The sequence below is a fragment of the Pseudomonas sp. Root329 genome, assembly GCF_001424925.1.
GTDB classification, from domain to species: domain Bacteria; phylum Pseudomonadota; class Gammaproteobacteria; order Pseudomonadales; family Pseudomonadaceae; genus Aquipseudomonas; species Aquipseudomonas arabinosi.
On record NZ_LMCV01000026.1, the window covers coordinates 1 to 15,535 of the forward strand.

Here is a 15,535-nt window from a genome sequence, read left to right on the forward strand (position 1 = left end):
CTCAGACGCCGGATAGATGAAAGCAAGCCAAACACGCATCAAAAACAGTATTGCAGAAAAGGGGGTAACCATAGATGTGGGAGCGGGCTTGCTCGCGAAGGGGCCCTAAAGACCACCAGAGGTCTTGAGCGGTACTTGCATCTTCAGCCCTCCGCCCGCATAAATTGCTCCATGAATCTGCCAATCCCGACGGACAGCGCCCTGGCAGGCTTCCACCCCGCCGTCAGCGCCTGGTTCAGCAGCACCTTCCCGACGGTCACCGCCGCCCAGGCCCGGGCGTGGCCGTTGATCCGCCAGCACCGCTCGACCCTGGTCGCCGCACCCACTGGCTCCGGCAAGACCCTCACCGCATTCCTCGCGGTCATCGACGATCTGGTCCACCGCGCAATGGCCAACGACGGCCATCTGCCGGATGAAACCCTGGTGGTCTACGTTTCGCCGCTAAAAGCCTTGTCCAACGACATCCAGATCAACCTGCAAAACCCGCTGGCCGGCATCACCGAACAGTTACGCGAGATGGGCCTGCCGCAATTGCAGATCAACACCGCCGTACGCACCGGCGATACGCCGCAAAAAGACCGCTCGGCGATGCGCAAAACCGCCCCACACATTCTGGTGACCACTCCGGAATCCCTTTACGTGCTGCTCGGTTCCGACTCCGGCCGACAAATGCTCAGTACCGCCCGCACGGTGATCGTCGACGAAATTCACGCGATCGCCGCCAGCAAGCGCGGCAGTCACCTGGCCCTGAGCCTCGAGCGACTGCAAGCGTTATGCGCACAACCGCTGATGCGGATCGGCCTGTCTGCCACGCAAAAACCCATCGAAGCCGTCTCGCAGTTTCTGGTGGGCCGTGATCGCGCGTGCGAAATCATCGACATCGGCCACGCCCGCCCACGGGATCTGGACATCGAAGTGCCGCCCGTGCCGTTGTCGGCGGTGATGGCCAACGACATCTGGGAACTGGTCTACGACCGCCTCGCCGCCCTCGCCCGCGAACACCGCACCACACTGATTTTCGTCAACACCCGACGCCTCGCCGAACGCCTGAGCCGTCACTTGAGCGAACGCCTCGGCAAGGACGCGGTGGCCGCCCACCACGGCAGTCTGGCCAAGGAGTTTCGTCTCGACGCCGAACAGCGGCTCAAACGCGGCGAGCTGCAGGTGCTGATCGCCACGGCGTCCCTGGAACTGGGGATCGATATCGGCGATGTCGACCTGGTCTGCCAGATTGCCTCGCCGCGTTCGATTGCCGGGTTTCTGCAACGGGTCGGCCGCTCCGGGCACCAGGTCGGCGGCACGCCCAAGGGCCGTTTGTTCGCCACCACCCGCGACGACCTGATCGAATGCGCCGCCCTGCTCGACTGCGTGCGTCGCGGCGAACTCGACACCTTGCTGATCCCCAAGGCACCGTTGGACGTGCTGGCCCAGCAAATTATCGCCGAGGTCAGTTGCCAGGAATGGCAGGAGCAGGCGCTGCTGGAGATGTTCCGCAACGCCTCGCCCTACCGCGAACTCGACGAAAAACACTATCAAGCGCTGCTGCAGATGCTCGCCGAAGGCTACAACGGTCGCCTGGGCATCCGCAGCGCTTACCTGCACCGCGACGCCGTGACCCGCACACTGCGCGGGCGCCGGGGCGCAAAACTGACGGCCGTGACCAGCGGCGGGACGATCCCGGACAACGCCGACTACAGCGTTTTACTCGAACCCCAAGGGCTGAACATCGGCAGCGTCAACGAAGACTTTGCGGTGGAAAGCATCGCCGGGGACGTCTTCCAATTGGGCAACACCTCCTACCGAATTCTGCGGGTCGAAACCGGCAAGGTCCGGGTCGAAGACGCGCAGGGCCAACCGCCGACCATTCCGTTCTGGCTCGGCGAAGCGCCGGGACGCAGCGCTGAACTGTCGTTCGCCGTGGCGCGCCTGCAAGCGCAACTCGATGAGCTGCTCGGCGCCACGCCCGGTCACTTGCAGCCCGCGATCGACTGGCTGACCGACACCCTCGGTCTGAACCTCGCCAGCGCCGAACAATTGGTCGATTACCTGGCCCGTGCGCGCCTGACATTGGGCGCCCTGCCGTCACAAGACACGTTGCTGATGGAGCGGTTTTTCGACGAGTCCGGCGGCACCCAATTGATCATCCACACGCCATTCGGTAGCCGCATCAACCGCGCCTGGGGCCTGGCCCTGCGCAAGCGTTTTTGCCGCACCTTCAACTTCGAATTGCAGGCCGCTGCCAGCGAAGACGCTATCGTGCTGTCGCTGTCCACCAGCCACAGTTTTGAACTCGATGACGTTTGGCGCTATTTACACAGCAACAGCGCCGAGCACACCCTGATTCAAGCCGTGCTCGATGCGCCGCTGTTCGGTGTGCGTTGGCGCTGGAATGCCGGGGTCGCTCTGGCGCTGCCACGCTACAGTGGCGGGCGCAAAGTCCCGCCGCAGATCCAGCGGATGAAAAGCGAAGACCTGATTGCCAGCGTGTTTCCCGATCAGATTGCCTGCGTGGAAAACCTCGCCGGCGAACGGGAAATTCCCGACCATCCGCTGGTGGAACAAACCCTCGACGATTGCCTGCACGAGGCCATGGACAGCGAAGGCTGGCTGGCGTTGTTGCGGCGCATGGAACGCGGCGACATCCGCCTGATCAGCCGTGACCTGCCGGCGCCCTCGCCGCTGGCAGCGGAAATTCTCAGTGCCCGGCCCTACACCTTTCTCGACGATGCGCCGCTGGAAGAGCGCCGCACTCAAGCGGTGCTCAACCGCCGCTGGAGCGATCCGCAGTCCACCGATGACCTCGGTGCGCTGGATGCGGACGCGATTCAAGCCGTGCGCGAGGAAGCCTGGCCAACGCCGACTGGCGTCGATGAAATGCATGAAGCGTTGATGAGCCTCGCGTGCATCTCCGACGTCGAGGCCCAGGCCCATCCAGACTGGCTCGACTGGCTGAATGCCCTGGCCGACAGCGGTCGCGCCAGCCGCTTGCAAGTCAACGCAGGGCAAGCGCTGTGGTTGGCACTGGAGCGGCTGACCTGCCTGCGGGCGATTTATCCACAAGCGATTTTGCAGCCACCGTTGGAGGCGTTGCCCGGGTTCGATGAAGTCTGGGCGCCGGACGAAGCGGTGCTGGAAGTGATTCGTGCGCGGCTCAGCGCGTTCGGTCCGTTGCCGCTGAACGCGGTTGCCGAACCGCTCGGATTAGCGGCGACTCAAGTCACCCGGGCGTTGGCGCAACTGGAACGCGAAGGCTATGTGCTGCGCGGTCAATTCACGCCTGGCACGGCTGAAGAAGAATGGTGCGAACGGCATTTGCTGGCGCGGATTCACCGCTACACCGTCAAGCGCCTGCGACGGGAAATCGAGCCCGTGGCGTTGCAGGATTTCATGCGTTTCCTGTTCGACTGGCAGCACCTGTCCGCCGCGACCCAGGGTCAGGGCAGCGCAGTATTGCCCGCGATAGTCGGTCAGTTCGAAGGCTACCCCGCCGCCGCTTCAGCCTGGGATAGCGATATTTTGCCGGCGCGAATAAAAGACTTTTCAGCGAGTTGGCTGGATGACCTTTGTCGCAGCGGCAAACTGGTGTGGACACGGCTGACCGCGCGCAACAAGAGCGCCAGCACGGCGCTGCGCAGTACACCGATTCTGCTATTGCCGCGCAGTCAGGTCGGGTTGTGGAGCGGGTTGACCGAGCAGACGCCAGTCAGCGAACTGTCGCCCAAGACGCAAAAAGTCTACGAAGCCCTGAGCCAACACGGCGCGCTGTTTTTCGATGAGCTGACTCACGAAGCCCACCTGCTGCGCTCGGAACTGGAAATCGCCTTGCAGGAATTGGTCGGCGCCGGGCTGGTGAACGCCGACAGCTTCGCCGGTCTGCGGGCGCTGATCACCCCGGCCAGCAAACGCCAGAATCGCAGCAGCCGACGCGGGCGCGGTGCGTTTGTTGGCGGTATGGACGATGCCGGGCGCTGGGCCTTGCTGCGACGCGGGGCGCCTGCGCCGGTTGTGGATAACAAACGTCCGGCACCGACGCCGACCGACACCCTTGAACATATCGCCAAGACCTTGCTCCGGCGCTACGGCGTAGTGTTCTGGCGCTTGCTGGAACGTGAAGCGGATTGGTTGCCGAGCTGGCGGGAATTGCTGCGCACTTTCCATCGGCTGGAAGCTCGAGGCGAGATTCGCGGCGGAAGGTTTGTCAGTGGCTTGGCCGGTGAACAGTTTGCGTTGCCCGAGGCCATTCCATTACTGCGCGAGGTGCGGCGACGGCCGCATGACGGGAGTTTGATTGCCGTGTGCGGGGTTGATCCGCTGAACCTCGCCGGGACGCTTTTACCCGGAGCGAAGGTGCCGGCATTGGCGAGTAATCGATTGGTGTATCGCGATGGTCTGCCGGCCGCTGCCGAGATTGCCGGCAAGCAGCTTTTTTGGCTGGAGCTGGATCAGCAATTGACTGCCGAACTGCACAACAAACTCATCCGACATTGATGTTGTCAGCACCGGCCTCTTCGCGATGAGGCCATCAGCCCCAACACAAATCATTGAGTGCGCGGCTGATCCGGCAGGAACACCGATGAATGCTCCGATGCAAGTCCATCGCTTTGCAGCGGTTCAACAGCCTGCCTTGGCATCAAAACCTGCTGTGGATAAGTCTGCGCGAAATGCACCCACGGGCTGTTATCCACAAGCTTTTTCAAACGCTGGTTGAACGCCCGACTCACTGCGTATTGCCCGCCCGACACGGTGCGGAACTGTGCCGTCAGCACCACGCCGTTGAGGTCCATCTTGTCGACCCCAAACACATCCAGCGGCCCTTGCAGGTTGTACTTGAGGAACGCATCGTCGCGGATGGAATCTCCAGCCTCGCGGATCAACTCGATAGCCTTGTCGACATCGGTGTCGTAAGTGAATTGCACCGAAAAGAACGCATAGGCGAATTGCCGCGATTGATTGGTCACGGCCTTGATCTGACCGAACGGCACCGAGTGCACAAACCCCTTGCCGTCGCGCAGGCGCAAAGTACGGATCGTCAGGCCTTCAACAGTGCCGGCGTGGCCAGAGTCGAGTACGACCCAATCGCCAATCGACAACGTGTCTTCGATGATGATGAACAACCCGGTGATCACGTCCTGCACCAGTTGCTGGGAACCGAATCCGATGGCCAGCCCTACGACACCGGCACCGGCCAGAAAGGGAGCAACGTTGATCCCCAGATTAGCCATGGTGGTGATAGCGCAGATCACCACCAGGATGATTTTGATCGCGTTGCGCAGCAGCGGCAGGATGGTTTTGATTCGGGTACTGGGCTGGTGCGCCGAGCGTTTGCTAACGGGTGGCTTCAGGGCTTCCTGAATCGCCGTGTCCAACACCACCCAGACCATCCAGGTCACCAGAAAAATCAAACCGATACGGCTCAGGGAATCGCTGATCGCCCGGCCGACTGAATTGCTCACCGCAAATTCAAACAGCGACACACCCCAGATGCGCCCCAGAACATCGATGAACACAATCGCCAGGGCGATCCGCAGCAACGCGTGCGAAAGGCTGAGGAAACGCTCTTTGTAGGCACTGCTGCGGCGCACGGCCAACTCACTGCGCGACTTGAACAAGTGATGCAGCGACGTGCTGAGAAACACCGTCGCAATCAATAACACCGTGGTAAACAGCGCACAGCGCAGTACTTTCTGGTTGTCATCGCCAATGCCGATCAGGTTGATCACCGACACCAGCACCATCAACAGAATCGGCCAGTACCAGAGCCCGGAAAAGATCCACAGCATTTCACGCAAGGCCGGCTGACTGAGGCGCTGGGGCAACGGCAAAATGCGGATCAGATGGGCGACCGGACGGCGCATCTTGATCACCAAAAGGCCAAAGGTGACCGAAGCCGCCACCCCGGTGAACACCGCGACGCTGCTGGTGAGATTGCCGCCGAGCAGGCGGGCGATCTGCGGGCTGGTCAAGGCGTCGCTCAGCGCCACGAGGAAGCCCATCAAAAACAGCGGTCGTGGGCTGTACTGACGAATAATCTGCACCGCCCGGCGCTTGTGGCCGGCGTTGAACAGCACCACCAGCGACAACAGCAACGACGCGGCGAAGATGCCGCTGCTGGTGGCGTAAGCGAAACACAATGCCAGCGCCCGACCGGCGGACACTTGCAAAAAGTGGCTGACATAAAGGGTCAGCGGCAAGCTGACCAGCGCCGGTACCGTGTAGGGCAACACATAACCGAGTAACGCCTGACCGCGCTCGCGAGTGAGCAGCAGGCGGTTCTGGCACAGACGTTTGGTGAGCAGCCCCCCCAGCAGCCAGAGCAGTGCGAAGACGCCAATCCACACACCGGACAACAGCAGGAAATCCCCCGCCACGCTCCAGCTTGAGCGGGACGACGGATGATTGACCAGTTGATCCACCTCAACCGCCGCCCGGTCTGCACGCAGACGCCAGGCGTCCAGCAGGTCCTCGTTGAGATCGAGTTTTCCCTGGACTTCCTCAATGCTTGAACTGATGGCACCCAGCAAACCACCCTGTACCAGCGGTTCGGGGTGGGCCAGCGGTGTCGTGGCGGCGGCCGCCGCTGGTACACCCGGTAGCGCGGCAGCCTCCAGCTCGTTGCTGCCCAGAATCAGCAACGCCCCCAGTAGTATCGCGGTCTTGAACTTGAACAAACGCGGCGCTCCTGCGAAAGGGTCTGTAAGGAACTGATCGGAAAAGTGTAGGCAAGTTCGGTTTTGGCCGGGAGATAACCAGCTAATGCGGCCATAACGCAGGGTCTGGTTGCAGCTGAAAAACCTTTAACCCTTTCGATATTTGATCTACACGCAAATATCAAATGCCCATCCCTGTATTTTTCCACACACCCCAAACCCCGACACTGCGCTCCATCAATCAATCCACCGGAGTTGCAGCCATGCCCATTGCCTTGCTCGCGCTGACCCTCAGCGCCTTCGCCATCGGGACGACCGAATTCGTCATCGTTGGCCTGTTACCCACCATCGGCGCCGACCTCGGCGTCAGCCTGCCGTCCGCCGGCCTGCTGGTCAGCCTCTACGCATTGGGCGTTGCCATTGGCGCCCCGGTGCTGACTGCCCTCACCGGCAAAGTCCCGCGTAAAATGCTGCTGTTGTCGCTGATGGTGCTGTTCACCCTCGGCAACCTGTTGGCCTGGAAAGCGCCAAGCTACGAATCGCTGATCATTGCGCGGATCGTCACCGGCCTGGCCCACGGGGTGTTTTTCTCGATTGGCTCGACCATCGCCACCAGCCTCGTGCCGAAGGAAAAAGCCGCCAGCGCGATCGCCATCATGTTCACCGGCCTGACCGTGGCGCTGGTCACCGGCGTGCCACTGGGGACGTTCATTGGTCAGCATTTCGGCTGGCGCGAAACCTTCCTCGCGGTGTCTGCACTGGGTGTGATCGCGTTTATCGGCAGCCTGCTTTACGTGCCGAAAAACATTGCCCACAGCAAGCCGGCTTCACTGTTGCAACAATTGCAGGTGCTCAAGCAGCCACGTCTGTTGCTGGTGTACGCCATGACCGCGGTCGGTTACGGCGGCTCGTTCATTGCGTTCACCTTCCTGGCGCCGATTCTTCAGGACATTTCCGGCTTCAGCGCCAGCACCGTCAGCCTGGTGCTGCTGGTCTACGGTATCTCGGTGGCCGTCGGTAACATCTGGGGCGGCAAACTGGCGGACAAACGCGGCCCGATCAGCGCCCTGAAAATCATCTTCGCCCTGCTCGCTGCCGTGTTGTTCGTACTGACCTTCACCGCCGGCAATCCATGGCTGGCCCTGGCCACCGTACTGGTCTGGGGCGCGGTTGCGTTCGGCAACGTGCCGGGCCTGCAAGTGTATGTGGTGCGTCAGGCCGAACATCACACCCCGCATGCGGTGGACGTGGCGTCGGGCCTGAACATCGCCGCGTTCAACCTTGGCATCGCCGGTGGCGCGTGGGGCGGTGGCTTGATCGTTGCTCACATGGGGCTGATCCACACCGCTTGGATCGGTGGGCTGGTGGTGTTGGTCGCGTTGGCGCTGACCGCGTGGAGCGGTCGTCTGGATCGATTGGGTCCGGTGTATGCCGAACCGACTGAAGGCACGGCCCGAGTGGTCGCCGGACACTAACCCCTGTGGGAGCGGGCTTGCTCGCGAAAGCGGTAGCACATTCAGCATTGATGTGACTGATAGTCCGCTTTCGCGAGCAAGTCGGATCGCCGCACCGCCGCTCCCACATTTTGATCGGTGGTGTTTGGTCGAGTGTGTGCCGTCCGTAGTCCCGTCGAAACTTTCTCGCCCGCCCCGCAGTCATCAAAAGACAGGGGCAGTCCGAGGACCATTAGACGGGAGGCGACATGGCGGCGATCCACATCGGTATTTCAGGCTGGCGCTACACGCCCTGGCGGGGGAATTTCTACCCAACGGGGCTGACCCACAAGCGCGAATTGCAATTCGCCTCACGGGCGGTCAACAGCATCGAAATCAATGGATCGTTTTACGCCCTGCAACGGCCCGAACGTTATGCCCAGTGGTACGCCGAAACCCCGAGGGGCTTCGTTTTCAGCGTCAAAGCCCCGCGCTTTATCACCCATATCAGGCGACTGCGGGACGTCCATAAACCCCTGGCGAATTTCTTTGCGTCCGGGGTGCTGGAACTCAAAGAAAAACTCGGCCCGATCCTCTGGCAATTCCCGCCCAATTTCAAATTCGATGCCGAGCTGTTCGAGACCTTTCTGGAGCAGTTGCCCCAAAACACCGAAGAGGCCGCCGCCCTCGCCCGCCAGCATGATTCGCACGTGAACGGTCACGCCAGCATGAAGGCCTACGGCAAAAAGCCTTTGCGCCATGCCGTAGAAATCAGAAACGAGAGCTTCGTCGACCCCGCCTTCATCCGCCTGCTCAAACGCCACAATGCTGCGCTGGTGATCGCCGACACCGCCGGTAAATGGCCGTACCGCGAAGACCTCACCAGCGACTTCGTTTACCTGCGCCTGCACGGTGCCGAAGAACTCTATGCCAGCGGTTACACCCCCGAGGCGCTGAAACGCTGGGGTGACCGGATCGAGGCCTGGTACCACGGCCAGCAACCGCCCGACCCGCAGCTGATCGCCCCCCGGCAAAAGCCCAAGGCGCGCAAGTCCCGTGAGGTGTTTTGCTACTTCGACAATGACATCAAAGTCCGCGCGCCCTTCGATGCCCGCCGCTTGCTGGAGCGCTTTCATCTGGATAAAGACCTCGCCACCCGTCCCGGTGAACTGGCCGCCGAAGGAGTGCTGTCATGAGCATTTCCGAACCGGTCGGCACCACCGACGAACAGCAACCCATCATCGCCTCCGTGCGCCGCTTTACCGTGCTGACGGTCAACACGCACAAGGGGTTCACCGCGCTCAACCGGCGTTTCATCCTGCCCGAATTGCGCGAAGCGGTGCGCAGCGTGTCCGCCGACGTGGTGTTTTTGCAGGAAGTCCACGGCACCCACGAGCATCACCCCCAGCGCTACAGCAATTGGCCGGCGATGCCGCAATACGAATTCCTCGCCGACACCCTGTGGCCGCAGTTCGCCTATGGGCGCAACGCGGTCTATCCGGCGGGCGATCACGGCAATGCGCTGCTGTCGAAATTCCAGATCATTCGCCACGACAACCTCGACGTGTCCATCAGCGGTCACGAAAACCGCGGCATCCTGCATTGCGTGCTGCGCCTGCCCGGTGACGGCCAGGAAGTGCATGCCATTTGCGTGCATTTGGGTCTTCGCGAAACCCACCGGACCGAACAACTCAAGTTGCTGGCCCAGCGCCTCGAAGAACTGCCGAGCGATGCCCCGGTGATCGTTGCCGGTGACTTCAACGACTGGCGTCAGCGTGCCGATGCGCTGCTCAAACCCAGCGGTCTACGGGAGGTTTTCGCCGAACTCCACGGCAAACCGGCGCGCAGTTTTCCAGCGCGTTTGCCAGCGCTGCGCCTTGACCGCATCTACGTGCGCAACCTCAAGGCCAGTCAGCCGCAAGTGTTGGCCGCGCGGCCCTGGTCACACCTTTCCGACCATGCGCCGCTATCGGTGGAGATCGAGCTATGAGCAGCCCGTCGATGGAAAAAACCCATGTGGAGCACTTATCCACAACCCCGCCGGTCCGTGAGCCGGGCGTGGTCGACGTCGAATATGGCTGGCAAGGCAACAACCGCGTAGAGCTGCTGGAAAATGGTGAAGATTATTTCCCTCGGGTGTTCGAAGCCATGCGTCAGGCCAAGACTGAAATCCTGCTGGAAACCTTCATTGTGTTCGAGGACAAGGTCGGTGATGAGCTGCAGGAAGTCCTGATCGCCGCCGCTCAACGCGGCGTGCGGATCACCGCCAGTCTCGATGGCTTTGGCTGCGGTGAACTGGGCACGGAATACCTCTCCGCCCTGAGCGAGGCCGGCGTGCGCATCCAGATTTTCGACCCGGCGCCCAAACTTCTGGGCATCCGCACCAACTGGTTCCGCCGCCTGCACCGCAAGATCGTGGTGGTCGACGGCACGATTGCATTCATCGGCGGCATCAACTTTTCTGCCGACCATTTGGCTGACTTCGGCCCTGAGGCCAAGCAGGATTATTCCGTTGAAGTGCAAGGCCCGGCGGTGGCCGACATCCATCACTTCGCACTGCTGCAATGCGGTCGCCCGGCTCGCGCCAAATACTGGTGGCAACGACGCAGGCAAAGGCGCTCGGAGCTGGCGTTCACCGATCATGACGGCCAGGTTCGCCTGGTGTACCGCGACAATGGCGAGCATCCGACCGACATCGAAGAGGTTTACCGACAGGTGCTGCGCAGTGCCCGGCGCCGGGTGGTGATCGCCAATGCCTACTTCTTTCCGGGTTATCGCCTGCTGCGCGAGATCCGCAACGCGGCGCGCCGTGGCGTCGATGTGCGGCTGATCCTGCAAGGTCAGCCCGATATGCTGGCGGCCAAACTCGCCGCGCGCATGACCTATGACTACCTGCTCAAATCCGGTGTGCAGATTTACGAATATTGCGACCGTCCGCTGCACGGCAAAGTCGCGCTGGTGGATGAGGATTGGAGCACGGTCGGTTCGAGCAACCTCGACCCGTTGAGCCTGTCCTTGAACCTGGAAGCCAATGTGTTGATCCGCGATCGCGCCTTCAACCGCGACCTGTTCGAGCGCCTCGAAGACCTGAGTAACAACCATTGCAAGGTCATGTCCGCAGACAAGTCCCCGCGCGGGCGGGTCTGGCACATGACCGTCGGCTTTCTGGTGTTTCACTTTCTGCGGCACTTCCCGGCCTGGGCCGGTTGGCTGCCGGCGCACAAGCCGCGCCTGAAGCCCTTTTCCCATTCAGCCGGGAGTGACACCTGATGAGCCACTCTGATACACAATCGGCGACCCACGCCGACAACCCGACCAAATCCCGCTGGAGCCGCTGGAAACGGCCGCTGACGATGCTATTTTTCCTGGCGCTGATCGCGCTGTTCACGATGCTTGCACAGCGCATCGAATGGGATGAAGTGTTCGACAACCTCGCAGATTTCAAGGTGCGCACGCTGATCATCGCGTCCGCTCTGACCTTGCTGAGTTTTCTGGTCTACGCCTGCTTCGACCTGATCGGCCGTACTTACATTCGTCAGGACCTGACGTGGAAGCAGATCTTGCCGGTGGGGATTATCAGCTATGCCTTCAATCTCAATTTGAGCGCTTGGGTCGGCGGTATTGCCATGCGTTATCGCCTGTATTCGCGACTCGGGGTGAGCAAGGGCAACATCGCGAAAATTCTCGGGTTGAGCCTGGCGACCAACTGGTTCGGTTACATGGTGATTGCCGGTGCGGTGTTCAGCAGCGGATTGGTGCGAATGCCGCCAGGCTGGAAGCTGAGCAGCGACGCCTTGCAAGGTGTGGGCGTGTTGTTGCTGCTGGTGAGCGCGGGGTATCTGGCAGCGTGTCAGTTCTCCAAGCGACGGGAGTGGGCGATACGCGGGGTGGAAATCGACCTGCCGTCCCTGCGCATGGCAGTGTTGCAACTGGCTCTCGGGGCGCTGAACTGGTCGCTGATGGCGGCAGTGATTTTCACTTTGCTGCCGAGCAAACTGGATTACCCGCTGGTGCTTGGGGTGTTGCTGATCAGCGCGATTGCCGGGGTCATCACGCACATCCCCGCCGGGCTCGGCGTGCTTGAAGCGGTGTTCGTGGCGCTGCTGCAACATGAAGTGTCCCGAGGCAGCCTGGTGGCCGGATTGCTGGCCTATCGGGCGATCTATTTCATCTTGCCGCTACTGATTACCCTGGTGATGTACCTAATCGTGGAAGCCAAGGCCAAGTCGTTGCGAATAGCGAAAAAGCCTCGGGATTAGAAGCAAGATCAAAAGATCGCAGCCTCGTTTCACTCGACAGCTCCTACAGGGGATCGCGTAGACCTGGAGCTGCCGAAGGCTGCGATGTTTTTACGATGACTGAATAATGCTCAACCGCTCGCCCACCACCATTTCCGTGATCCAGCCCACCAGGATCGAGGTGTATGCCTGTTGCGAAACAGGCTCGCTCAAGGCGTGATCGGCGCCGTCGATAATCCGGTGGGTCAGCGAGTGAGTCTGCTGACAGGCCGCGCGGTAACTCATGATGGTTGAGTGGGGCACATAGTCGTCGGTCTCGGACTCCACAAGCAGCACATCCCCGGTAAATTGCGAACAGGCATGCAGCGCACGATTGCTGTCGGCGCGCACTAGCGTGCGGCGGTAATCACGTAAATCGAGCTTGTCCAGGTCACGTTTGGGTGTGTGCCATTGATCATCGCGATACAGCGCCGGCACCCGCAGCGCCAGCCAGCGCACCGGACGCAATGACGTCAGGATCGAGGCCAGGTAACCGCCATAACTGGTGCCGACCACGGCAATCGCCGATGTATCGAGCGCCGGGTGCGCGAGCAAGCGGTCATACGCTGCCAGCAGGTCGCGCAGGTTGTCTTCGCGCGTTACTCGACTCAGCGCAATACCCCTGCCGCCGGTGTGCCCGCGCAAGTCGAACGTCAGGCACACACAACCCAAACCGGCAATGCCTTTGGCCCGTTCCAGGTCCCGCTCCTGGCTGCCGCCCCAACCGTGCACGAAGAGCACGCCTGGCACTTTCGATTTTGGACTGAGAAAGGTCCCGATCATCTGTTCATCGTCGATGTCGATTTGAATGGTTTCGCTTCTAGCCGTCATAGGATTTAACCGTTACGTACTTGAGAAGAAAGTCACTGTTTTGCGCGGGCCCGCGATACACCTCGATGGCGTCCGCCGGCAGCGGCTGGTCGATGTAGGTCTCGACCGACGACACGCGAATCGCGCGCATCCCGGGGTCGTTGACGAAGCTCTGCAAGGCGGCGACTTCGGCGCTGCTGGCACCGCCCATCCGCCAGGACTGCTCGAGCACGCCGCTGCGCCGTTTGCCATTACTGTCCACGCCTTGGGCGATGTCGTAGTTGCGCCGCGAGGCGTAGAAACCGGGATAAGCCTCATCCGCGGCACGGTCGAACACTTGCGCCTGCCGGATCGCTAGCCGTACATCGTCCGGCAGTTCCAGTTCGAGCAGATCATCGTAGTGACCCCGCACTACCAGCAGGTTGGAGCCTCCATAAACCTGCTCGCCCTGACCGTCTTCGGTCAAGTATTGATCACCGCAATAACTCAGCACCGTGTCGCCGATAAAACTCTGACCGACGCTGTGGGTGATCACATGGTCCAGGTCCTGCTCCAGCACCACGCCTTCGGTGAACAGCGTTCTGGCATCGGGTCTGGCGAGGATGGCATCGAACTGGTCGAGGCTTTTGATCACTTCCTGACCGCGTCCGGCGCAGGCATGAATAGGCTTGATGCGGATCGGGCCGCTGTAGAGCAGATGCTCCGCCGCAGGACGCGCATCGTCCATGGAAAAAACACTGAGGCCGTCGAGCACCACGCTGCGTACACGTTCGGAAAACAACGGTGACCAGCCGTCCGGAGCGTGGGCATTTTTGTTGCGCAACCCGTGACTGATGGCTTTGGTGCAGATGAAATCATGGTCGACGTAACCGCCCCACAAATCCTCAGGCCCCTTAACGCCCAATTGACGGGCGGCAGCGACGCCCACAAGCGTCTGGGTCGGCAACAGATACAGGTCTCGACCGTTGTGCAGTTCCGGGTCGTAATTGCCGCCGTATTTAAGCCCCAGGACCTGCGCCAGCCAACGGGCCAGCGCACGATTGGTTTCTACTTCGTGCAACGGAGCCTCGGGCCGCACGGAGTGGGCGACCACCAGCTTCTTGCGGTTTGTTGGGGTCATGCGTCCCCCTTCAATCTGCGCTTGATGAATGTAGTTGAAGGGGTGCAGAGATCAGGCCAAGGAGGGCCAAAGACAAACGTTTTTCAAATCAGACAGTTGCGAAAAACATGATGGCACCCTGCCTGTTTGATTCTGCACGACAGCCTTCAAGATTCCGGCATTTTGCACGATTCAAGCCTTCCACTGACCCAATGTGGGAGTGAGGCTTCTACCGGGTTGCCGCAGTCGGTGTCACTCCAAACCGTGTCCGGTAATCACTCGGCGCCAACCCGGTAATCTTCTTGAACGTCGCCCGAAAGGCACTCGGATCCTGATAACCCACCGTCCAGGCAATGTGATCGATGGTGCCGTTGGTGAACTCGAGCATTTCCCGGGCCTTGCCGACCCGCAGATGCTGGCAGTACTCGGTGGGTTTAAGCCCGGTTGCGGCGCGAAATCGACGCAGGAACGTGCGTTCTTCCAGCCCTGCCCGCTCGGCCATCGTCGGCAGTGACACATCGGTCGCTCCGGTGCTTTGCAGCCAATGCTGGACCTTGAGAATCGAGGCGTCACCATGGCTGAGAATGGGTGAAAAATTGCTGCCGCATTCACTCGCGCTGTCGCTGTGTTCCACCACCAGAAATCGCGCGGTACTGGTGGCGATGCTTGGCCCCAGCAGGCGATTGACCAGGCGCAAGCCCAGTTCGGACCAGGCCATCAGCCCGGCGGTCGTAATCAGGTCGCCGTCGTCAACGATGGGAGTGTCGGCCTTGAGCTTGATCGCCGGATAACGCTCGGCGAAGGCTTTGGCCGAGGTCCAGTGAGTAGTGGCGCTACGGCCGTCGAGCAGGCCGCTCTCGGCCAACAGAATCGACCCCACGCAAACCCCGCCGAGTGTCGCGCCATTGGCGTGTTGCTGACGCAGCCAGCGAAACAGCGCCTGCGGTGCCTGGCCTTCGGAAAAACCGGCAATCGACGGCGGGATCAACACCGCCACCAACGCACCGTCCGCAGCGGGATAACTGTCGTAGACCCGCTCGGGCGCCTGATCGCTATCAACCTGCCAATGGCTGACCCGCAACAATGGCAACTGCGCCGCCTGATGCTCGGCAGCAATCCGGTTCGCCACCCCGAACAAGTCCGTCAATCCATGCACCGCCGCCATCTGCGCACCGGGATAGATCAGCACGCCCAACTCGGCGATTGCCCTTTCTGCGTCCATTGTCAGTTTTCCCCCTTCTATTGTCGGTGCGGCCAATCCTCGGACGG

The 15,535-nt window shown here is 61.2% G+C and carries 10 protein-coding genes; 6 read left to right on the plus strand and 4 right to left on the minus strand.

The annotated features are described in order from the left end of the window. Nucleotides 1–171: 171 nt before the first annotated feature. Nucleotides 172–4,488 carry a DEAD/DEAH box helicase gene (locus ASC74_RS19865; RefSeq protein WP_056743410.1) on the plus strand — a complete coding sequence of 1,439 codons (4,317 nt, stop codon included), beginning with the start codon at nucleotides 172–174 and terminating at the stop codon, nucleotides 4,486–4,488. Nucleotides 4,489–4,538: 50 nt separating this feature from the next. Here the strand turns inward: ASC74_RS19865 and ASC74_RS19870 are convergent, their stop codons facing one another. Next, nucleotides 4,539–6,668 (minus strand): mechanosensitive ion channel family protein, encoded by a 2,130-nt coding sequence (locus ASC74_RS19870; protein ID WP_056743412.1) that lies wholly within the window; start codon nucleotides 6,666–6,668, stop codon nucleotides 4,539–4,541. A 242-nt stretch (nucleotides 6,669–6,910) separates the two neighbouring features. Here ASC74_RS19870 and ASC74_RS19875 point away from each other — a divergent pair, with 242 nt between their 5' ends. From ASC74_RS19875 to ASC74_RS19895, 5 genes are all read left to right on the plus strand, one after another. Beyond that, entirely contained in the window at nucleotides 6,911–8,122 is a 1,212-nt protein-coding gene (locus ASC74_RS19875) for an MFS transporter (protein ID WP_056743413.1), read from the plus strand. A 227-nt stretch (nucleotides 8,123–8,349) separates the two neighbouring features. Then, nucleotides 8,350–9,276, plus strand: coding sequence for a DUF72 domain-containing protein (locus ASC74_RS19880; protein WP_056743415.1), 927 nt, complete (start codon nucleotides 8,350–8,352; stop codon nucleotides 9,274–9,276). Continuing rightward, nucleotides 9,273–10,070 (plus strand): endonuclease/exonuclease/phosphatase family protein, encoded by a 798-nt coding sequence (locus tag ASC74_RS19885; RefSeq protein ID WP_046047336.1) that lies wholly within the window; start codon nucleotides 9,273–9,275, stop codon nucleotides 10,068–10,070. The genes ASC74_RS19880 and ASC74_RS19885 overlap by 4 nt, the downstream gene beginning before the upstream one ends. After that, on the plus strand, nucleotides 10,067–11,350 hold the full coding sequence (gene clsB / locus ASC74_RS19890) for a cardiolipin synthase ClsB (RefSeq protein WP_056743417.1): 1,284 nt from the start codon (nucleotides 10,067–10,069) through the stop codon (nucleotides 11,348–11,350). The genes ASC74_RS19885 and clsB overlap by 4 nt, the downstream gene beginning before the upstream one ends. After that, entirely contained in the window at nucleotides 11,350–12,339 is a 990-nt protein-coding gene (locus ASC74_RS19895) for a lysylphosphatidylglycerol synthase domain-containing protein (RefSeq protein WP_056743419.1), read from the plus strand. The genes clsB and ASC74_RS19895 overlap by 1 nt, the downstream gene beginning before the upstream one ends. 90 nt (nucleotides 12,340–12,429) lie before the next feature. Here ASC74_RS19895 and ASC74_RS19900 read toward each other — a convergent pair whose 3' ends face one another. The 3 genes from ASC74_RS19900 to ASC74_RS19910 form a co-directional block, all read right to left on the minus strand. Then, on the minus strand, nucleotides 12,430–13,188 hold the full coding sequence (locus ASC74_RS19900) for an alpha/beta hydrolase family protein (RefSeq protein WP_046047333.1): 759 nt from the start codon (nucleotides 13,186–13,188) through the stop codon (nucleotides 12,430–12,432). After that, entirely contained in the window at nucleotides 13,178–14,287 is a 1,110-nt protein-coding gene (locus tag ASC74_RS19905; RefSeq protein WP_056743421.1) for a DUF3182 family protein, read from the minus strand. Before ASC74_RS19905 ends, ASC74_RS19900 begins: the two co-directional genes overlap by 11 nt. A 208-nt stretch (nucleotides 14,288–14,495) precedes the next feature. Then, complete coding sequence (locus ASC74_RS19910; protein ID WP_056743423.1) at nucleotides 14,496–15,488, minus strand: GlxA family transcriptional regulator; 993 nt, start codon at nucleotides 15,486–15,488, stop codon at nucleotides 14,496–14,498. Nucleotides 15,489–15,535 lie beyond the last annotated feature (47 nt).